Source organism: Bacillus sp. CECT 9360 (genome assembly GCF_918741275.1).
In the GTDB taxonomy this organism is placed as follows: Bacteria; Bacillota; Bacilli; order Bacillales; family DSM-1321; genus Peribacillus.
The window spans coordinates 12,747-32,831 of sequence record NZ_CAKKNA010000014.1; the positions used below are offsets into that span (position 1 = coordinate 12,747).

A 20,085-nucleotide genomic window follows, 5' to 3' on the forward strand; every position below is an offset into this window, starting at 1 on the left:
TATTTTTACCTATTATTGTAGAAGCGGAGCAGGTCTCCATAAATAATTTTGTCAGAGTATTCAAGTTCTAGCTTAGCTTTTTCAAAATACGGCTCACATGCAGTTTTGTCGGTGAGTTCAGCGGTTCGCTTATCATAACAAGCTTCCCTCGTAAACACGTAGTCATCTGTAATAAAACTGCTGTCACGCAGCACGGTAAAGCCGAGTCGGTCTTTTGCGAAAAGGTCGCTTCCAAATTCAATGTTTTCTCTTGTGTTAATCCCCAAAAGATGCAAAAGAGTTGGTTTGATATCGACCTGACCGGAAACCTCGGAAATCGTTTTTCCTTTTTGTCCCGGGACATGGATAATGAGCGGGACCCGCTGTAATTGAACGGACTCAAAAGGCGTAATTTCCTTGCCAAGCAACTGGCCCATCGCTTCATTATGATTTTCTGAGATGCCATAATGGTCTCCGTACATCACAATGATGGAATCTTTGTAAAGTCCAGACTCTTTTAGGTCCCCAAAGAATTGCCGCAGCGCTTCATCCGTATAGCGAACAGTTGGAAAATATCTGTTTACTGTATCCGAGCTTGACTCGAACTCTCCAATTGATTGGTCTTCTTCATCGAGTATAAAAGGAAAATGATTGGTCAGTGTAATGAATTTCGCATAAAACGGCTGAGGCATCTCCTCCAAGTGGGGAATGGATTGCTTAAAGAAATCTTTATCCTTCAAGCCCCAGCTCACGGAATTATCGCTATTCACCTGATAATCCTCAATATCATAAAAACGTTTGTAGCCGAGCGATTGATACATCATATCCCGGTTCCAAAAGCTTTTGTCATTGGCGTGAAGCGCAGCCGTAAAGTACCCTTTCTCATTCAGAGTCTCAGGAGTCCCGTTATATTCATTTTGCGCATGTGTGAAGAATACGGCGCCGCGCCCTAACGGATATAAGGAATTCTCGACAATAAATTCAGAATCCGAGGTTTTTCCTTGACCAGTTTGATGATAAAAATTATCAAAATAATAGCTCTCCTTGATCAAATCGTTTAAAAATGGAGTGATTTCCCGGCCATTCACCGTCTCGTTAATGACAAAGCTTTGAGTCGATTCCAGAGAAATCATAATGACGTTCTTTCCTTTCGCCATTCCAAAAAGCTCACTGTCCGGCTGCTCTTGATTGGCACGGACGTAATTTTCAATTTCAGAAAGCTTCGTCCCGTCTGCCATCGCTCTTTGTGCGGAGGATTTGGACTGAAGAAACGCATCGTATATGTGGTAATTATACGTCCCGATATTTTTCACGAGTATTTCCCTATCAAAGGTTCTTGTCAAAAGCTCAGGACGCTCAGCCTCTGAAATGCCAAGATTGAAAAAGGCGATTCCTAACGCAGCAAACACGAATACCTTTTTGTCATTTTGGGAGTAGTGCCTGTCAATCAGGAAGGAAGGCTTCTTTCTCATAAAAAAAGCAAGCAGGATGATATCAATAAAATATAGAAAATCCCATGGATTCACGAGTTCTGTAACACTGCTTCCCAGATCACTCATATTACTCGCCTGAAAAAGGACAGGTATTGTTAAGAAATCATTAAAAAAGCGATAGAAAACAATGTTGGCAAACAAGATTCCTGTAATAAGGAAAGAGCTGATGAACAGATATGTATTTCTTCTTTTTTCTTTCAAGAACAGACTTATGCCAAGAACGAACAGCAAGAAACTAAGCGGGTTGATGAACAGGATGAATCCCTGCAGCCAGTTTTCGATATCGATGTCAAAGTTCACCAAATAGGCGATATAGGTTTTTAGCCATAGCGAAAAAACCGCTATGGCTAATAATGATATCCTGGGTAAGCTGAAATTTGCTTTCATCATGTCTATCCCCCCTGTCTTGGACTAATTTGCGAGTTCGCTTTTAACTAACCAGGCCGCACCGATCACGCCCGCATCATTTCCAAGAGTAGCTATATCAATCTGCGTGGATTCCCGAACCCTTTTGAAGGCATATCGGCTAAACGCTGCTCGAACAGGATCCAACAATTGGTCGCCTGCTTTCGATACTCCTCCGCCAAGAATAACTTTTTCAGGGTTTAACGCATTTGCGATATTGGCAATTGCCAAACCTAAATATTTGCTTATTTTTTGAAGAATTTCGTTTGCCAGCGCATCACCTGAACGAGCACAGTCAAAAATATCCTTTGCTGAGAGGTTGCCATTATTATTTATAATTTCATGCAGCATGCTGACTTCTGTATGCGTTTCAAGGGCTTCTTTTGCCAATCGGACAATCCCTGTAGCGGAAGCGACCGTCTCCAGACAGCCGGAGTTCCCGCAGTTACAGGCTGAACCGTTTTCCGTTACAACGGTAATATGCCCAATTTCACCGGCTGCACCGCTGACACCATGAACCAATGAACCATTGGCGATTATTCCCCCGCCAACCCCGGTTCCAAGCGTCACACAAACCAAATCTTTCGCGCCGTTTCCGGCCCCTTTCCACATTTCGCCGAGTGCGGCGATATTGGCATCGTTATCAATGAAAGCAGGAAGAGACGTTTCAAGCTCCAATAAATCTTTGAGTGGATAATAATCCTTCCAGCCGATGTTTACAGCTTCGTAAATCGCTCCGGTTGCGTCATCGACCGGTCCTGGTGCTCCCATTCCAATTCCCAACAGCTTGCTCTTCGGCTCTCCAAGTTCTTCAAGCTTAGCATCGATCGCTTTTGCGATGTTGACAGTAATATTCTTTCCGTTCTCTGAAAGATCCGTGGGAATTTCCCATTTGTGCAGGATTTCTCCATAGAAGCTTATAATTGCAAGCTTCGTCGTTGTTCCTCCAAGGTCGACACCCATAATCCACTTTTCCATGTAATCCCTCATTTTTTTATATTTTTCACGCTTATCTTTTTCGATTTGAATCTGATGCCGCAATAATAGCAATGCCATTTGAAAATCCTTCGTTTCAATCAATTGCAGGCGATAAAGTTCCTTTATCTCTTCCTCCATTAACTCCAGGTCGGCGACGCGATCGCCTATGTAGATAATGGTTCCGAATCTCTTCAAGAATTGCTGCACATCATAGATTGTTTTCATGTTTTCCCTCATCGTTTTGTCTGCTTATAAAAAAGTATATCGGAACGTGTTTTTTCCGACAAGTATCAACCCTCAAATTTTCCGCTCATACTCGTCCAGCTCCTGACATATAGTGGAGTAATGTGATTAGGAGGACGTCCCTTATGAAGATACAAGCCAAATATGGTTTACTCGCTGTCTTAATCCTGGTTTCCGCACTCATTTACTTTCTATACGTAAAGCCGGTCAGAGAAACAATTATCTTTTTTCCGATCGACCCTTCACTCAGCTTTGACAGCGCTTCAACGACGATAACAGCCGAACGGAATAATCATAAATATGCTGTAGACTGGAAAGAACAATCTGCTTTAAATACAGATGCCTTTTTGCGTCAGGATATCTCCTTATTATATAAGAACGGGAAACTTGCAGGGATTCTCAAGGATTGGAAGCAAAACAGACGGAATCTGGAGCAGAACGAAAGCATCACCGAAAAGGAGAGCGCCCTGTTCCAGGGGATCACGTTCCACTATGCTGAAGTGCATCTGCCGGAATCTGATATTGTTAGCGCCCAGACATTAACAGATGACGAGCTTTACGTAATCCTTTCCCCTTTTTCAGAATTTCAATCCTTCAGGAGACCGATCACCGTCGACCAAAAAGAATGGCAGCACGTGATGGACCAAACGACAAATTCGGTCTTGAAGGAAAGCTTAAATCAAGCCATTGCCAGTTTTCAAATCGACACAGGCCGCTACAGGATTGCTTCGTTAATCGATTTACAATCGAAACAGCAGGAGCTCCTTTCCGGCTTTACGGATTCAAAACAGAAAGAAATCATCGGCAAGCTGTGGGAAGGCTTATATCGAAACTATGTATTGGACATTAAAAAAAGCGATGGCAGCGCCATCAGCCCGCTTAACAGCACCATTCCATACCTGCTTGTTTCAAGCGATAACAAAGAGCTGCTGGTAGTGTTCACTGCTTCAGACGGCTCCTCCGCGATTTTGCGCCAACAGCTCCCGGCTCCTCATTGACGGACTTGTTGTAGCAGGTTGTGATAGTCTTCGCCGGGTTCAAGCTCTGCCGCTCTCTTTGCATGGGCCTCCGCAGCCTCTATTCGGCCTGTATCCCGATAAAGAAGCGCTATGTTATAATGCGCCTGATGGAAATCGGAATCTTGTTCAATAGATTCCAGATATCTCTCTTCAGCCGCTTGTAAATTCTTTTTCTCATATTCCAAATTTCCAAGAATAAAGAAAGAAAAAGGCGCTTCCTTGTTGATTTCTGTATAGTCCTTTAGAAACTCATACGCCTTTGCTTCTTCTCCATGCGCAATATAATCCTGGGCAACCTGCGCGGCAATTAATTCATTCCCGGCTGGGGCGCTTCCTTGGGCACCGTTCATGTCATAGCCCCATTGAAGCAGCCAAAAAGTAAGCAAAGCTGTTGCAGCCGCGAAGATGATTTGTCTGGCAGGCTGTTTGCTTTTCGGAAGGTGAGCGATACCCGCTGCTAGAAACCCTCCAATCAACCCGCCAATATGTCCAGCGTTATCGATACCTTCCACAGAAAAACCATAAATGAGGTTGAATAGGATTAAAATAATGACATTTGCTCCCATTGTACGGAAGAACAGTTTAGGGTGAACAATCCCGAAATAAAGCAGGGCGCCGAAACAGCCAAAGATTGCACCACTCGCACCGGCTGAAATATTAGCATTCATTAAGAAACTGCCCAGCGTCCCAGCAAACCCAGCAAAAAGGTAAATAAGCAAAAAGCGGAACCGCCCGTATATTCTTTCAACCAACGTACCTAAAAAGTATAAGGAAAGCGTATTCATCAATAAGTGGAGCAGCCCGATATGGACAACGATAGGCGTGAAAAACCGCCACCATTCACCCTGCAGAATTAGAGGATTATATTTAGCACCGAATTCGATCAGTGTTAAAGAATTCGTGCTTCCTCCCCTTAATTCCATCAGAAAGAAAACAGCAATCTGCAAAACGGCAAAAACATAGGTAAAAAACGGTTTGCCCGCAGTGAAAAGCTCTTGCTCCTTTTTGACGCTTTGAGCGGAAGCAGACAGTGCAGATTGTTTGATGTACGCAACTTGGCCTTCTTCTAGATCATCATTCGGTGCCTTAAAGATGAACGGTTTGTCCAGTAGCCGCTGCAGCTCTTCAGACTTTTGCTCATAATTTGAGACATCCATGATGAAGGTATGAATCGTGGCCTTATTATTCACCGCCGGCTCAGTAATCAGGTAATCATAGTCATCTACTGGCGCTAATGCGCTGATATATATATTCAAAATCTTTAATGGCCTTCTATACAATTGCTTCCTGATCTGCTCCCCATTCAGCGCGGTTCTCTCTATGTCACGCTTTAGCCAGTTAGCCCAATCGATGTCATGGCGCATTAGCCTAATTACAGGAAAGGATTGATCACGGTCAGTCTCAAGCCAGATTTCCTGATGCCCCTCGGCAATCGTGATGACCCGGTAATCATAGCTTGTTGTGAGCTCCTTCACCATCGACCAATAAATATAATCTTCTCGTAATCCCAAAGCCTTCCCTACTTTCATTCCCAGAGAAATCATAGGTTTTTATATATGTAAACTATAGACGAATATTTTAGAAAAGTAAAAAAAACAGACCAAGCGCTTTTCTGTTGGTCTGCTTAACTCACGTACTCTTCATTGAGATTTAAACATGCCCTCAACCATTCTTTTGCGCACTCCCGGCATGTTCAACGAACTGGTGACAAGAGCTTTTCTTAAAAAACCGTTTGAAAGCACAGAATTCAATAACCGGTACCGGTAGCGGAAACCAAAATACACCGCTCCGCCCAGCATGGTGAATCTAAAAAGTGATCGCAACATAAAAATCCCTCCTGCTTATAGATTGCGCTAGAGGAGGGATGATTATGAAAGATCATTTGGGATTTTGGATGGAGTCCAAAACCGGTAGTGTATTCGTTTTCAGTACTTCCACGGAATGTGAAAACTTCGATTGTTCCCCTTCATCCAGCTGTAATTCAACAATTTCCCTAATCCCGCTTCGGTTTACGATGGCCGGAACACCGATATACACATCATGGCTTCCATATTCACCGTCTAAATAAGCTGAAACCGTCAGGATCGAATTCTCATCCTGAAGAATCGCTTTCGTAATGCGAATCAGCCCCATGGCAATCCCGTAAAAAGTAGCGCCTTTTCTTTGAATGATCTGATACGCGGCATCCCGTACGTTTACGAAAATCTCATCCAAATCTTCCCGGCGGTATTCCCCCCGGGTTTTCAAATACTCATCAACCGGTTTTCCGCCTATATCGGCATGGCTCCAGACCGGGAGCTCCGTATCACCGTGTTCACCGATGATGTAAGCATGCACATTTCTTGAATCCACGTGAAAATAATCACCCAAAAGATACCTGAAACGGGCGGTGTCTAAGATCGTGCCTGACCCGATTACACGCTCTTTGGGCAGCCCGGAAAATTTCCATGTTGCATATGTAAGGATATCTACCGGATTAGTCGCAATCAGGAATATTCCGTCAAATCCGTTTCCCATTACTTGTTCGACAATGTTTTTGAATATTTTCATATTCTTTTCAACAAGGTCCAGCCGTGTTTCTCCTGGCTTTTGATTCGCTCCAGCCGTCAGAACTACCAAATCGGCATCCCGGCAGTCGGAATAATTCCCGTACCAGATTTTTGTCGGTGATGGCGCAAATGGAAGTCCGTGGTTTAAGTCCATCGCGTCTCCTTCGGACTTTTCCTTATCCAAATCAATCAACACCAATTCCTCGGTAATTCCTTGATTTAACAGGGCAAAAGCGTAGCTGCTACCGACAAAGCCCGTACCGACCAGTACAACACGATTTATTTGATTTTTCAATGCCGCTCATCCTCCCAGTAAATAAATGATTAGGAATTAAAAACCTTGAATGATATAAGAGCGAATAATGAAGCAAGCGTGATTGCGGAAAAGTTGACAACATCATTGTCAAACAAACGTGCTCCCTTTATCAGGATGGTATTTTCTCCGCAATGGGACTTTTTTTCTGTTTCCAATCCGCATTTCACACAGTGAAATCTCGCCTGGATCAGCGCTCCGAGCAAAGTATCGATAATATTCCCCAAAAAGCCGAATAAAGTGATAAGCAATAGCCATGGAGTCCATGCCCATTCAAAAAGAGTAACGGAAAAAGCAGATATCAACCCCGCCCCGAGAAAAGCAGCGATTGTGCCCAATAAAGAGACAGCTCCTGATGTGCCGCGTTCAACCCGTTTAAAGCTCAAAATATAAAAAGGGCTCTTCTTGCTCAATACGCCGATTTCCGATGCCCACGTATCAGAGTTTGCAGCAGCAATGCTAACGATGAAGGCAAAAAGCCATATTCCGGAAGGATTGAAAAGATGAATCCATGACGCAATCACAGCGATTCCCCCATTGGCAAGCACTTGCTGCCAATCTCTTCTGTCGCCTTTTTGAAGCTTTTCTTCTATTTTTTTCTTCCTGGATCCTGCTTTAAATTTTGACCAGAAGCTTGAGCTTGCAAAAAAGACCCCCAATAGCAGCAAACCCGGGAGTTGAAAGCTAAGCACCACCGACAGCCCAACTAGCATGGTCGCTGCCGCACCCGATTTCGAAAGTGCTTTTACGAGATAACCACCTATCGCGGTCCCGATAATTAAGACAATATATGTAATATTACTAATCATGGCAAACAATTACCCTTTCCGGGGTAACAAGCTTAGCTACAGGAATATCATGTGTTTCGACCGGCAACGCAGGCAGAACCTGATCCTTAAATGCGAGGGAAAGTGTCGGCCCTTTATAATAAGGAAGGAATCGATCGTAATACCCCCCGCCAAACCCCAAACGATATCCAGATTCAGTGAAAGCGAGGCCCGGCGCAAACAGCAGATCTATTTCATTCGCGCTCACTATTTCGGTTTCAGTCATGATCGGCTCCCAAAGTCCATAATAAACCTTTTCGAGCTGGTCAAAAGAGACAATTTTTCTGAATTGAATCGACTTATCAGCAGGAAAGCATTTTGGTACGGCTACTTCCTTTCCCTGCTCCCACGCCCGTTTAATAATCTCCCTTGTATCGACCTCCGGGTGATTCGAAATGGTGATGCCAATAAGATTAGCCCTTTCCCATTCCCCAAGCTGGTATAGTTGGGTTGCGATTGCTCGGGAAAGCTGCTGGTAATCCGATTCACTCATTGTCGTCAAAACTGCTTTGATCTCACTGCGAATCTTCTCCTTCACTGCCGTCACCTGAGATGCCCCCTTGATGTTCAAGATTAGTATGTAGTGGCCGACCGCCTTGGATATAAAAAAAACAACAGGAAAAAAATCCTGTTGCTTACTTAGTTTCACGATGAGCTGTGCTGCGTTTTTCTCTTGGGCAGTATTTATTAAGCTCAAGACGATCTGGATTGTTACGTTTATTTTTTTTAGAAATATAGTTACGGTCTCCGCACTCAGTGCAAGCCAACGTAATATTCACGCGCATGGGTATTTCCCTCCAAACATAAATGAGTTGTTCACATAGGACTTTTCTATAATAGCATTTTTGAATGCAAAATGCTAGTCTGTTTTTTGGAGGAAAACGAAGAATTATAAGATGTTCAGGTTGGGTCCTTCAGCATGGAGACTGTCATTAATAAACTTTGCTTCTTCCTGTGTCGCAGAAGATATCACCCAGGCAATCGCTTCGACAGAATCCTGAGGCATAATGGGGGCTTCCAGAGAAAACATGCTGATTACCTCACCCTTCGCTAGAGGGGAAAAAGAAAGGATGCCTTCATTCAGTGACTTAAAGCAGCCGTTCTGGTAAAGATGTTTTTTACCTTGGATACAATATTGTGCAATACCATTTCCATTCATTAATCCACCGACTAAAGCGACAGAGGCTTGTCCAACGTGTAAAATCGCTTTTTCACTCGGACTATAAAACGCTACCGTTTGACGTTCTAATAGATCCTGGTATTGAAACATAACTTTTGGAATCAATTTTGCTTTTGATGAGTTTTGGATGGTGAACTTATAAAATGTTACTTGTCTTTTAGTAAAGCTTTGAACCAAGGTTCTGACTTCGCCGCCCGAGTAACTTGAAGATTCATCCGTTACCCAATCAAAGGTTCCATCCAGCCAAATTCCTGCCTTTAAATTTTTCCGGGAAAGTTCTCGCTTAAAATTCGGTTGATATGCTGAAAGACTGATCATAATATTTCCCCCTTAGGAATCAATGAATGAAGTATGACAAACCTAAATGCATACATTAAGATAAGGACCCGGAATAGAAGTTTTCCTGACCTCTAAGCCGTTACGAACTAGTAACAGAAATTTCAAAATTATTTGTACCTTAATCGTAGCACTGAACGAATAGACGGACAATGAACGCATTTTGTCGACTTTTACCTGCCCTTTATTGAAAAGGGATAAAAGCGAAAACTTTTTTAAAAACACTCATAAATAAAGGCAACACGGACTGATTCGACAAAAATATGACGGCTTATTTGACATAATTGGACAATTTTTTTAAAAGAGGAAAATTATCCGTAGAAAACAGCCACAGACCCTTAAAATTGTGTATGATAGATTTTGTAGGAAGAATTTCGAAGCTTCAGAGGTGGAAAACATGAATGCAATCTTCATCATTTTATTATCAATAGCGATCGTGCTGCTTATCTTATCTTTCTTTAAGAAAGATCATGTGAAAAAGCTTCAAGAGGAGCTTGAGGAACTCACACTTACCCATATGCAGGACGTCTATCAATTAAAAAAGAAAATTAAGATTCTTGAAGAGGAGTTACTAATTCAGGATAGTCCTGGACCAAGCATGCGAGCTTCTCATTCTATCAATAAGCCAAATGAAATCCTCAAAGTGCAAGTGGTGTCCTTGTACCAGCAAGGCCTATCTTTGGAACAAATCACAAAGCAATCCACTTTACCTATGGAAACCGTCCAAAAAATCATTGAAGAAAATGGATCGAGAGGAGCTGCACAATGAATAAAGGGACGCTCCAGCCATTTGCAGCAGGAATCATTCTCTCAACGGCAGTGGTTGCGGGATATGAACACTGGTTCCAACCGGAACATGACAGCATTGAAGAGGCGACCTCACTGCTGAAGCAAAAGGGATATACCGTCAAAGCTGATATAAAGGAAGAAAAGGCAAAGGACACGGCTCCCGAAGCTAAACAACCTTCAGAAAAACAGCAACCTGAGAATATTGAGGAAGCTGCTTCAAAAGTAGAGGACGTGAAGAAAGAAACACAGAGCGTTCCTAAAGAAGCAAAGACGGCTCCTTACAAGCTATCCATTCGGTCCGGAATGACCTCTATAGACATTGCGGCATTGCTTGAAAAAGAAGGCATTGTAGCAGATGCGAAAGCCTTTGAACAGTATCTGGAACAAAATGAACTGAACAAAGAAATTCAAGTCGGTGAGTATGAACTTGGTAATATGACCATCCAGCAGGTGGCGAAAACAATCACGGAATAACCAATATTAATCTATTCAACCAATAAGAAATGCCCTCCGATTTGTTGTGGAGGGCATTTTTTTGATAAGAGTGGGTTTTTATCATGGAGTCCGTTAATTTCGAGTATGAGAGTCTCATCAAAATTTATTTGTGAGCGACTATCTTATTTTCTGCTCGTTAATTTGGATTTCTGCTCGATAATTTGAATTTGTGCCCGTTAATACGGATTTCTGCTCGATTATCTGAATTTGTGCTCGATAATACGGATTTCTGCTCGATTATCTGGATTTGTACTCGATAATACGGATTTCTGCTCGTTTATCTGGATTTGTGCTCGTTAATACGGATTTCTGCTCGTTTATCTGAGTTTGTGCTCGTTAATACGGATTTCTGCTCGTTTATCTGAGTTTGTGCTCGATTATCTGAATTTGTGCTCGATAATACGGATTTCTGCTCGTTTATCTGAATTTGTGCTCGTTAATACGGATTTCTGCTCGACTATCTGAGTTTCTGCTCGATTATCTGGATTTGTGCTCGATAATATGGATTTCTGCTCGATTATCTGAATTTGTGCTCGATAATACGGATTTCTGCTCGATTATCTGAATTTGTGCTCGATAATACGGATTTCTGCTCGATTATCTGGATTTCTGCTCGATTATCTGAATTTGTGCTCGATAATACGGATTTCTGCTCGATTATCTGAATTTGTGCTCGATAATACGGATTTCTGCTCGATTATCTGAATTTGTGCTCGATAATACGGATTTCTGCTCGATTATCTGAATTTGTGCTCGTTAATCTATATTTACGAGCGGTTATCCCAATTTACGAGCGGTTATCCCAATTTACGAGCGACTATCCGGATTTACGAGCGATTATTAAATTGAGACAAAACCAAATAAAAAAGGCAGGCTCCCATCAACTTTGCAGTAATCAAATGATACAGATCACCGCTCGTTGAAAGGAGCTGCCTTCCGCTTTTATTCGTTTAGATCAAAATGACGTCCTTTTACTAGATAGTAGATACTTTCCGCGATATTGGTCGCATGATCGGCGGTTCGTTCAAGGTATCTGGCAACAAACGCAAGTTGTGTGACCTGCTGTAAATTCTCATGTGACAGCTGAATCAGACTTTTGAAGTTTTCTCCGTAAAGGCGGTCCACTTCCTCATCCATGTCCGAGATTTTCTTGGCGAGTTCGATATCCTCATCTTCAAACGCTTGAATGGATAGACGAATCATTTCGATGGTAACATCATGCATTTCCCTTAAATGAGCCAGCGAGTTAATGAACGGCTGCTGGCCGATTCTGATTGTGGACTTGGCAATATTCACGCCAAAATCAGCCATTCTCTCAATATCTGAAGCAATCTTAATAGCAGCGATTATTCTTCTTAAATCGATCGCCACCGGCTGTTGTTTAGCGATAAGCAATATCGCATAATCATTAATTTCTTCTTCAAGCAAATTCGCTTTTGTATCGTCCTCGATTATTTCCAGGGCCATATCCAAGTCCTGGTTTTCAAGTGCGGTAAATGACCTAGAAATTGCTTCTGATGAAAGGTTTGCCAGTTCAATAAGCTTTCCCTTTAACTCAGCCAATTCCTGTTCGAATTTTTCGCGAACTATCATTCGTCCATTCATCCCCTGTCTGTCTTATTATCCAAATCGTCCAGTAATATAATCTTCTGTTCTCTTATCAGCAGGATTTGAGAAGATTGTATTTGTATCTTTATATTCAATGACTTCTCCATTCAAGAAAAAGGCTGTTTTGTCAGAAATTCGTGCAGCTTGTTGCATATTGTGGGTAACGATGATAATGCTGAATTCCTTTTTCAGTTCCTGAACAAGCTCTTCAACCTTTAGTGTTGAAATAGGGTCAAGTGCCGAAGTAGGTTCATCCATTAGAATAACATCAGGTTCAATCGCAAGACATCTGGCAATGCATAAACGCTGCTGCTGTCCGCCGGAAAGCCCATAGGCATTCTCATTCAAACGGTCCTTTACTTCATCCCAGATGGCAGCGCCGCGCAGACTTTTTTCTACAATCTCATCAAGAACCTTTTTGTTTTTAATGCCATGGATCTTCGGTCCGTATGCGACATTTTCATAAATCGACTTAGGGAACGGATTCGGTTTTTGGAAAACCATTCCTACACGGGTCCGTAAATCTTCCACTTGATATGATTTATCAAGAATATTGCGCCCGCGGTACTTAATTTCTCCAGATGTTTTAACTCCAGGGACAAGCTCGATCATTCTGTTTAATGTCTTAATATAAGTAGATTTTCCGCAACCTGATGGTCCGATGATTGCAGTGATTTCATTTTGTGAGATATCAAGATTGATATTTTTTAAAGCATGATTGTCCCCATACCAAAGATTCAAATCTGAAGTTTCATATACCAGCCCTTTTGGCTCTGTAAATGAATCATTCACTTGGAAATTATCTGTTTTCACCGTACTCAATTTAGTAGCAGTCATATATTGAAAATCCTCCTTCATCCTATTGAAAAGCGTAAGCGCCCTGCAAGTAAGGAACATCGACTAAAATCTGCCACATCGTGTGGCAAACGTCGATGCCAGCCTATGCTGAGTAGTCCGACAGGCATAAGACACCCCTCGTAGGAGGGGTGACTTTAGATGAACTTCGGCTAAAAAGCTGCCACTTCCTGTGGCAAACGCCGAAGTCAGCACATCCTGTGCAAGTCCGAGCTGCTGGGCGCTGAAGCTAGACACCCGTCTAAGTTAGATAGTCTTACCTTATTCTCTTTCTTAGAAAAGCATAAGCGCCTTGAATTAAACCCCTGATTTTTTAATACCTTTTTGTATATTTATTGCGGATAAGCACCGCGATCGAATTCATGAAAATTAGCAGTGCTAGCAGCACAATGATTCCAGCTGCGGCTACACCTTGGAATTCTTCCTGCGGCCTAGAAGTCCAGTTGAAGATTTGCATCGGCAGAACAGTAAACGAATCGAATACCGTTCTCGGCAGGAAGGCGATAAATGTAGGGATTCCTACTACAATAAGCGGTGCCGTTTCACCGATGGCACGGGACAGGGCAAGGATTCCCCCGGTCAAGATTCCCGGAATCGCAGCCGGAAGAACTACCTTTAGGATTGTCTGCCATTTTGTCGCACCCATTCCATATGAAGCATCGCGCAATTCATTTGGCACGGAGCGAATCGCCTCCTGGGCCGCAACAATAATGACCGGCAGAACAAGCAAACTCATGGTCAAAGCCGCTGCTAAAACCGAGCGGTCAAGCGCTAGGGCCCGTACAAAGATCGTTAAGCCAAGCAAACCAAACACGATGGAAGGAACACCAGCCAGATTTGAGATATTCACTTGAATAAAAGTCGTTAAACGGTTCTTAGCTGCATATTCTTCCAGATAAATCGCTGTGCCCACTCCAAGCAGTAACGAGATAGGCGCAACCGTAGCCATTAGCCAGATTGTACCCGTAAGTGCGGCCTTCACACCAGCCTCTTCCGGTTTTCTGGAGGCAAAATTTTGTAAAAAGTCCATATCCAGATAGCCAATTCCTTGAGTGAATATCCGGTAAAGCAAAATTCCCAGCACTAGCAATCCAAACATTGTCGCAAGGAAAAACAATCCTTTAAAAATCGAATTGGTTGCCAGACGAACAGGCATTCTTTTTCCAACGGTTTCTTTATTTAATAGATTCATCAGTATTCCTCCCTAAACTTACGAGAGATAAATTGCGCCAACAGGTTCATCGCCAAAGTAAATACAAATAGTGTCATTCCCACTGCGTAAATACTGTAATAAATGGTCGTTCCATACCCTGCGTCACCAGTGCTGACCTGTACGATATAGGCAGTCATCGTTTGAATCGATGATGTGATATCCCAATCGGAGTTTGGTGTAGAACCACCGGCAACGGACACTATCATCGTTTCCCCAATGGCCCTCGATAAAGCCAGTACGATAGATGACATAATACCTGAAATCGCTGCAGGCAGAATGACTTTAATCGCTGTTTCCAGCTTCGTCGCACCAAGTGCGAAAGCACCTTCCCTCATCGAATTGGGAACGGCAGACATCGCGTCTTCTGATAAGGATGCAATCATTGGTGTTATCATAATTCCGACTACGATTCCCGGGCTGAGGGCATTAAAAATCTCAAGCGATGGAATGATGTCCCTTAAGATTGGCGTGACGAACGTTAAAGCAAAGAAACCATAAACAATCGTCGGAATTCCCGCTAATACTTCCAATACCGGTTTAATAATTCTTCTAGCTCTCTCGGTAGCATACTCACTCAAATAAATGGCAGTGGCCAAGCCGATCGGTACGGCGACCAAAGCTGCAATTCCTGTTACCTTTAACGTCCCCATGATTAAAGGTGTAATGCCGTATGAAGCGGCGGTTTCCGAAAACGGATACCACTTATCAGCTGTGAAAAATTCAACAATCGAAATTTCTTTAAAGAAGATAACCGTCTCAAAAATCAAGGTGAATACAATCCCAAGTGTAGTTAATACCGAGATGATCGCTGTCAATAGCAAAAGTCCCGGGATTATTTTCTCGAAACTCAATCGATTGCTCTTTTTCTTTTTCTTTTCCTGAATCATTTGCTGGACTGAACCCTTTTCTGCAGTGCCAAGTTCCAAAATGAAAACCCCTTTCCATCCAAGACATGGCAAGTCGAGAAGCAATTACTGCTTCTCGCCCGGCCTTATTTCATATTTCGCTAAAACAAACCCCTATTTTTTCAATTCTTTGAGTGCATCCAGACCTTTTGTATACTCTTCTTCTGGAAGTTTCACATATCCAACTTCTGCTGACATTTCGTCAGCATTTTCTAAAACGAATTCAGTGTAATCAGCAACCTGTTCTTTTTCAGCGATTGCTTTATTGGATACATATGTGAACAATGGACGTGACAGCGGCGCATATTCTCCGCTTTCGATTGTTTCGGCATTAGGCTCGACTGGTCCCTTGCCACCGTCAATCGGAACAACCTTTAACTTATCTTTGTTTGCTTCGTAGTAAGCATATCCGAAGAAACCAATTGCGTTCTTATCACCAGTAACACCTTGTACAAGTACGTTATCATCTTCAGAAAGAGTAGCATCTGCAACGATCGGCTCTTCTTCAAGGATTACTTCATTGAAATAATCGTATGTTCCTGAATCTGTTCCCGGCGAGTAAAATTTAATTTCTTCTTTTGGCCATTCAGGACGGATGTCAGACCATTTTTTCGCCTTGCCTGTATCTACCCATAATTTTTTCAATTCATCCACAGTCAAGTGGTCAATGAAATCATTGTCTTTGTTGACTACCACTGATAGACCGTCGAATGCTAATTTAAATTCGGTATATTCAATTCCTTTTTCTTCTAATCCAGCTTTTTCTTCATCTTTGATAGGACGTGAAGCATTACTCATATCAGTTTCGCCGGCAATGAATTTTTCGAAGCCGCCGCCAGTACCCGCTAACCCAACTGAAACTTTAACTTCCGGCTGTTCAGCCATGTATTCTTCAGCTACTGCTTCCATTATTGGATAAACTGTTGAAGAGCCATCAATAGCGACATTGCCTTTAAGCTGTCCATTTTCTGCTCCGGCTCCGTTACCTTCTTCTGAACCACAGGCAGCTGTTACTGCTATCGCCCCGCTCATCACTGCTGTTAATGCCATAAATTTAAAACTTTTCATTCTCGAATTCCCCCTGCGAGATTTAGTTGTTTTGTCCTACAACTAAAGAGTAAAGCTTTTCTATTAACTTTGTTTTAATGGATTGTAAATTTTGCGTAAATTTCGTCGAGAAATTTGTAAAAAAACGCTCCGTTTTGACGGAGCGTAGCGTTTTATACTATAAGATTGGTAGTTTCATAATTTAGTTATCCTGATCATCCTGTGCTTCTGCCTGTTCCTGCTGGACTTTCTTGCTGTTATCTACTTTTTCCACGGTTGATTGCTCAGTCGAATTTGCTTTGGCGCGTTCTTTTTTCAATTCAAAATATTTGTCCATGACCCTTCTGGCAATATTAGCATTCATTTTATGAGACTTGCCCTGGTAAGCCCACGGGACAACAGCAGCGAACGCAACTTCAGGATTATCATACGGTGCATATCCTACCAGTGATTGGTTGATCACCGGCACCGGCTCACTGTATTTTTTGCGATCCGGCCCATCATAAAACGCCTCGGCGGTACCTGTCTTACCAGCCGGATTATAGGTTGCACCTGAAAAGTATCCATTAGCTGTTCCACCCGGCTGCATGACAGCCCTAAACCCTGTTTGGACACGCTCGATCTGACTTTCCGTCATCGGGAGCCTGTTTAATACGGTTGGCTCGATTTCCTGCATGACCGGTCCCAATGTTTCGTTATTATCGACCGGCTGGCGGATTTCCTTGACAATATGCGGCCTCATTCGGTTTCCGCCATTGGCGATCGTCGAGACGTATTGCGCCAGTTGCATCGGTGTATATGTGTCATATTGTCCAATGGAGAGGTCAAGCAGTTTACCAGAAAGCGTTTCCGAACCCTTGAATCCTACCATCTCATTCGGTAGGTCAATACCGGTACGGACGCCCAACCCGAATTGCGCATAACTGTCACGTAAGATATTAAAGGCATCTTTGTTAATAGGCAAAGCTGCTCCCGGAACGTAATGGCCATCGGCGATATTGATAGCTGTATGGAACATATAGACGTTCGAAGATCGTTGCAATGCACCGACATCATCAAGCCAACCCAAGTTTTTCCAAGACCCTTTCTTTAATGTCCCAATTCTCATCTTCGTATCATAGAATCTTGTCCCCGGGGAAATCGCCCCGGTGTGGTAGCCTGTCAATACAGTCGCGCCCTTGACAGAGGATCCCACCGTATAGGAAGTGGTGATATTGCCAAGCGCAAAATCTTCGGTTGTCTGCTTGCCTGTCTTCTCGTCGCGCACGATTTGCTTCCCTGCCATTGTTAGGACTTCACCTGTATTAGGATCAATCATCACGATAAAAGCCCGGTCAAGCAGCCTTGTATTACTCAGTTTCTTTGCATTATTCAATTCTTCTACCATAATTTCTTCAGCTGCGAGCTGAAGCTCGACATCGATCGTCAGGATCAGGTCTTTGCCTCGCTCACCTTTTGTAACCTCTTCTGTTTCCACTACATTTCCCGATTTGTCTTTAATGTTCTTAACCTTTGCTTTCTGTCCGTGAAGTACATCTTCGTAGGCCTTTTCAACATAGCTCTTTCCGACCCGGTCATTCCGGCTATATCCTTTGGATAGGAAATGCTGAAGATTTTCCTCCGGAAGGCCTTCTTCGGACGATGAGACTTTGCCAAGAAGAGATTTCAGTGTTTTCTCATATCTGTAGGAACGATCCCAGTCAGTTGTAACATCGACTCCAGGAAGCGATTCAAGATTTTCGCTGACTCTTGCGAATTCTTCCTTTGTCATATCTTTATTTTTCACAATTTGCGGTACCAGCTCCATGCCGCTGTTCATTTCACGGAAAATCGCCAGCACCTCAAGCTCAGCCTCTGTAAAGCTATTGATTTCTTCTTCCGTTATCCTATCAAGCTGGAGATCGTATAAATATTTTTCAGGCTTCTTTTTTCCTTCTTCCGCCATTTTTTCAGCGACTTTTCTATCTTTTTTGGTGATTTTATCTTCTGCTTCATCTGGATTTGTCAGGATCCAAAAATCCTTCCGGTCCCGTTCGGTAATCTTATCAGGTCCCATCTCGATCAGCGTCGCCAATGTCTCGGCCGTCTCGAGCATGTCCTTCGGTTTGGTCTCTTGATATCTTGTGTACGTGACCGCATCAAGTGGTACATTATCGACCATCACCTTTAAATTCCGGTCGAACATTTTTCCACGCGGCACCGGCGTGTTAACCGGTACTTCTTCCTTCTTCTCCAATTCCCGCTTATAATCATCGCCATAGACGATCTGCACGACACCAAGCCGCAAAATTAAAACGGAAAACAGGACAAAAACTCCTAAGAAAAGCAGATTTAAACGAAAAGGAACATGCGTCTTTTTCTCTTTCTCTTTTTTTACCATCAAGCCACACATCCTTCGATAATATTCAATCCTACTTTTCTATTCTATATAATGTGGTCTTTTTTTTCTACCCTTGTATACCTTATTTTTCGTAGAAAATTTTCTAAACGACATTATTTGCAGTATTCATTTTTCTTACAAAAAAGTAAATGCACAAATGTCCGGCTCCGATGATTAATAAGAACACGGGCAGGCTTTCCTCCGGCTTGAATAGAGTGACCGATGCGATAAATCCGAGAATCGATACAATCCGTCCCAAATGGATGAAAACCTCTCGTACCACTATGTATTCAATCCTCATTTCCGCCGCATTCCAGGCTGTTCCGATAACATCATAGGTCATCGATACATAGGGAACGAGCAAAATCGGATAGGCAAGAGCGATCGTGCCGGCATAGAGAAGCAATTTCCCGTAGCTGACATCAAACGCGATCAGAAAAACTCCTGCATACAACAGCGCTCCGCCTGCAAGAATCGCCTTTTTCCTCATCGGCTGCTTTATGTAGCGCAAGGCGAGAAAATAAGCGACAAAAGAGATGCCGGAATTAATCAAGGCGAAGCTCCCGATCGCCATTTCGCTTCCTGTATGAATAAATACAAAAACCGAAACAACAAACATGAACGTTCCTTCTCTTAGTCCCTGGAAGAAGTTCGCGTTTGTGACCATTCGCCAATTAAAATTATTTTTTCTTTCCTTATAAATCCTTTTAAATAAATACTTACCGTTGGCAGGACGTCTCTTGATGAAAAAGCTCAAAATAACAGCGATTGAAAATAAAAACAATGATATGCCAAACACGATGGAATACCCGGTATACTCGGCAAGACGCGAGATAGTAAAACCCGCCAAAACGGGTCCGATCATCCCTCCTAATGAGGAGAGGATTCCCATAAAACCATTAAAAAAGTCCCTTGTTTCCGGTTCGGTGATTTCAAAAGTTAATACATTAAACGCCAGCCAGTAAAATCCATAGCCTACACCAAGCACCCCTCCAAGCAATATGAGGAAATCCGTTGCTTTGGTACCGATTAAAAGGACGCATAGATAAAAGGCCGACAGGAAGATCACCCCGAGCCTCAAAACGATGATCCTATCGACCTTCTTTGCCAGCCATCCGGCCAGAATAAATGTGAGCGGTTGAAAAAGGACGATGGATAAATTATAAATGCCAATATCAAGAAATTTACCTGATTGCTTCCATAAATAGATGTTTACAAAGGTGTTGGACAACGCGATGCTGATGCTGTACAATCCGCCAATCAGCAAGAGCAGATGCAAATCTTTATTTACTTCCACCTTACCGATCACTTTCTTTAAAAAGCCCATTGTTTACCTCTCCTTTTAAGTCTCTCATAGTGTTTGAAAAAAGGAGGGCATTTATGTTGTAAAAATAAGAAAAGCGAAAGCGGCCTGGTAGTATGGAAGAACGAGTCTAAGACCGTCACGTCCTATGCGTCGTAGCTAGATGTC

Annotated in this window: 19 protein-coding genes; 3 read left to right on the forward strand and 16 right to left on the reverse strand. The window is 42.8% G+C overall.

All coding sequences use genetic code 11. The features are described from left to right. Positions 1-5: 5 nt before the first annotated feature. Both LQ216_RS16155 and LQ216_RS16160 read right to left on the reverse strand, forming a co-directional pair. Positions 6-1,862 carry an LTA synthase family protein gene (locus tag LQ216_RS16155; protein WP_230130497.1) on the reverse strand — a complete coding sequence of 619 codons (1,857 nt, stop codon included), beginning with the start codon at positions 1,860-1,862 and terminating at the stop codon, positions 6-8. Between the two features lie 21 nt (positions 1,863-1,883). Continuing rightward, the gene (locus tag LQ216_RS16160; RefSeq protein WP_230130498.1) at positions 1,884-3,080 is read right to left on the reverse strand and encodes an ROK family glucokinase; all 1,197 of its coding nucleotides are present in this window, start codon (positions 3,078-3,080) and stop codon (positions 1,884-1,886) included. 143 nt (positions 3,081-3,223) lie between these two features. On the opposite strand from LQ216_RS16160, the gene LQ216_RS16165 reads away from it, so the two are divergent. Further along, entirely contained in the window at positions 3,224-4,096 is an 873-nt protein-coding gene (locus LQ216_RS16165) for a hypothetical protein (protein WP_230130499.1), read from the forward strand. Here the strand turns inward: LQ216_RS16165 and LQ216_RS16170 are convergent. The 7 genes from LQ216_RS16170 to LQ216_RS16200 all read right to left on the reverse strand — a co-directional run bounded on the left by LQ216_RS16170 (position 4,090) and on the right by LQ216_RS16200 (position 9,304). Beyond that, positions 4,090-5,628, reverse strand: coding sequence for a rhomboid family intramembrane serine protease (locus LQ216_RS16170; protein ID WP_230130500.1), 1,539 nt, complete (start codon positions 5,626-5,628; stop codon positions 4,090-4,092). The genes LQ216_RS16165 and LQ216_RS16170 overlap by 7 nt on opposite strands. A gap of 129 nt (positions 5,629-5,757) precedes the next feature. Further along, positions 5,758-5,943, reverse strand: a complete 186-nt coding sequence (locus LQ216_RS16175; RefSeq protein WP_230130501.1) for a hypothetical protein — start codon at positions 5,941-5,943, stop codon at positions 5,758-5,760. A gap of 52 nt (positions 5,944-5,995) precedes the next feature. Then, positions 5,996-6,961: an L-lactate dehydrogenase gene (locus tag LQ216_RS16180; protein ID WP_230130502.1), complete on the reverse strand. Its 966-nt coding sequence runs from the start codon at positions 6,959-6,961 to the stop codon at positions 5,996-5,998. 29 nt (positions 6,962-6,990) lie between these two features. Next, a complete protein-coding gene (locus LQ216_RS16185; RefSeq protein ID WP_230130503.1) occupies positions 6,991-7,788 on the reverse strand; it encodes a DUF92 domain-containing protein in 798 nt (265 codons plus the stop codon). Continuing rightward, positions 7,781-8,353 (reverse strand): 5-formyltetrahydrofolate cyclo-ligase, encoded by a 573-nt coding sequence (locus tag LQ216_RS16190; RefSeq protein ID WP_230130504.1) that lies wholly within the window; start codon positions 8,351-8,353, stop codon positions 7,781-7,783. The genes LQ216_RS16185 and LQ216_RS16190 overlap by 8 nt, the downstream gene beginning before the upstream one ends. An 88-nt stretch (positions 8,354-8,441) precedes the next feature. After that, on the reverse strand, positions 8,442-8,591 hold the full coding sequence (gene rpmG / locus LQ216_RS16195) for a 50S ribosomal protein L33 (RefSeq protein ID WP_230130505.1): 150 nt from the start codon (positions 8,589-8,591) through the stop codon (positions 8,442-8,444). 104 nt (positions 8,592-8,695) lie between these two features. Beyond that, positions 8,696-9,304 (reverse strand): hypothetical protein, encoded by a 609-nt coding sequence (locus LQ216_RS16200; RefSeq protein WP_230130506.1) that lies wholly within the window; start codon positions 9,302-9,304, stop codon positions 8,696-8,698. 415 nt (positions 9,305-9,719) lie between these two features. Here LQ216_RS16200 and LQ216_RS16205 point away from each other — a divergent pair, with 415 nt between their 5' ends. After that, complete coding sequence (locus tag LQ216_RS16205) at positions 9,720-10,091, forward strand: hypothetical protein (protein ID WP_230130507.1); 372 nt, start codon at positions 9,720-9,722, stop codon at positions 10,089-10,091. Next, a complete protein-coding gene (locus LQ216_RS16210) occupies positions 10,088-10,585 on the forward strand; it encodes a hypothetical protein (protein ID WP_230130508.1) in 498 nt (165 codons plus the stop codon). The genes LQ216_RS16205 and LQ216_RS16210 overlap by 4 nt, the downstream gene beginning before the upstream one ends. Before the next feature lie 963 nt (positions 10,586-11,548). On the opposite strand, the gene phoU is transcribed toward LQ216_RS16210, so the two are convergent. The 7 genes from phoU to LQ216_RS16245 all read right to left on the reverse strand — a co-directional run bounded on the left by phoU (position 11,549) and on the right by LQ216_RS16245 (position 19,941). Beyond that, a complete protein-coding gene (gene phoU, locus LQ216_RS16215) occupies positions 11,549-12,199 on the reverse strand; it encodes a phosphate signaling complex protein PhoU (protein WP_230130509.1) in 651 nt (216 codons plus the stop codon). A 27-nt stretch (positions 12,200-12,226) separates the two neighbouring features. Then, positions 12,227-13,072 (reverse strand): phosphate ABC transporter ATP-binding protein PstB, encoded by an 846-nt coding sequence (gene pstB, locus LQ216_RS16220; RefSeq protein ID WP_230130585.1) that lies wholly within the window; start codon positions 13,070-13,072, stop codon positions 12,227-12,229. Positions 13,073-13,382: 310 nt separating this feature from the next. Then, complete coding sequence (gene pstA, locus LQ216_RS16225) at positions 13,383-14,261, reverse strand: phosphate ABC transporter permease PstA (protein ID WP_230130510.1); 879 nt, start codon at positions 14,259-14,261, stop codon at positions 13,383-13,385. Next, on the reverse strand, positions 14,261-15,169 hold the full coding sequence (gene pstC, locus LQ216_RS16230) for a phosphate ABC transporter permease subunit PstC (RefSeq protein WP_230130586.1): 909 nt from the start codon (positions 15,167-15,169) through the stop codon (positions 14,261-14,263). The genes pstA and pstC overlap by 1 nt, the downstream gene beginning before the upstream one ends. A 132-nt stretch (positions 15,170-15,301) precedes the next feature. After that, positions 15,302-16,255: a PstS family phosphate ABC transporter substrate-binding protein gene (locus LQ216_RS16235; RefSeq protein WP_230130511.1), complete on the reverse strand. Its 954-nt coding sequence runs from the start codon at positions 16,253-16,255 to the stop codon at positions 15,302-15,304. A 181-nt stretch (positions 16,256-16,436) separates the two neighbouring features. After that, positions 16,437-18,614 carry a penicillin-binding protein 2 gene (locus tag LQ216_RS16240; RefSeq protein ID WP_230130587.1) on the reverse strand — a complete coding sequence of 726 codons (2,178 nt, stop codon included), beginning with the start codon at positions 18,612-18,614 and terminating at the stop codon, positions 16,437-16,439. Between the two features lie 103 nt (positions 18,615-18,717). Further along, positions 18,718-19,941, reverse strand: a complete 1,224-nt coding sequence (locus tag LQ216_RS16245; RefSeq protein WP_230130512.1) for an MFS transporter — start codon at positions 19,939-19,941, stop codon at positions 18,718-18,720. Between the last annotated feature and the right edge of the window lie 144 nt (positions 19,942-20,085).

Coding starts and splice junctions, on each gene's coding strand:
- LQ216_RS16155 (WP_230130497.1), bottom strand. CDS start 1,862: ATGATGAAAGCAAATTTCAGCTTACCCAGGATATCATTATTAGCCATA.
- LQ216_RS16160 (WP_230130498.1), bottom strand. CDS start 3,080: ATGAAAACAATCTATGATGTGCAGCAATTCTTGAAGAGATTCGGAACC.
- LQ216_RS16165 (WP_230130499.1), top strand. CDS start 3,224: ATGAAGATACAAGCCAAATATGGTTTACTCGCTGTCTTAATCCTGGTT.
- LQ216_RS16175 (WP_230130501.1), bottom strand. CDS start 5,943: ATGTTGCGATCACTTTTTAGATTCACCATGCTGGGCGGAGCGGTGTAT.
- LQ216_RS16185 (WP_230130503.1), bottom strand. CDS start 7,788: ATGATTAGTAATATTACATATATTGTCTTAATTATCGGGACCGCGATA.
- rpmG (WP_230130505.1), bottom strand. CDS start 8,591: ATGCGCGTGAATATTACGTTGGCTTGCACTGAGTGCGGAGACCGTAAC.
- LQ216_RS16200 (WP_230130506.1), bottom strand. CDS start 9,304: ATGATCAGTCTTTCAGCATATCAACCGAATTTTAAGCGAGAACTTTCC.
- LQ216_RS16205 (WP_230130507.1), top strand. CDS start 9,720: ATGAATGCAATCTTCATCATTTTATTATCAATAGCGATCGTGCTGCTT.
- LQ216_RS16210 (WP_230130508.1), top strand. CDS start 10,088: ATGAATAAAGGGACGCTCCAGCCATTTGCAGCAGGAATCATTCTCTCA.
- phoU (WP_230130509.1), bottom strand. CDS start 12,199: ATGATAGTTCGCGAAAAATTCGAACAGGAATTGGCTGAGTTAAAGGGA.
- pstB (WP_230130585.1), bottom strand. CDS start 13,072: ATGAAGGAGGATTTTCAATATATGACTGCTACTAAATTGAGTACGGTG.
- pstA (WP_230130510.1), bottom strand. CDS start 14,261: ATGAATCTATTAAATAAAGAAACCGTTGGAAAAAGAATGCCTGTTCGT.
- pstC (WP_230130586.1), bottom strand. CDS start 15,169: ATGATTCAGGAAAAGAAAAAGAAAAAGAGCAATCGATTGAGTTTCGAG.
- LQ216_RS16235 (WP_230130511.1), bottom strand. CDS start 16,255: ATGAAAAGTTTTAAATTTATGGCATTAACAGCAGTGATGAGCGGGGCG.
- LQ216_RS16240 (WP_230130587.1), bottom strand. CDS start 18,614: ATGGTAAAAAAAGAGAAAGAGAAAAAGACGCATGTTCCTTTTCGTTTA.
- LQ216_RS16245 (WP_230130512.1), bottom strand. CDS start 19,941: ATGGGCTTTTTAAAGAAAGTGATCGGTAAGGTGGAAGTAAATAAAGAT.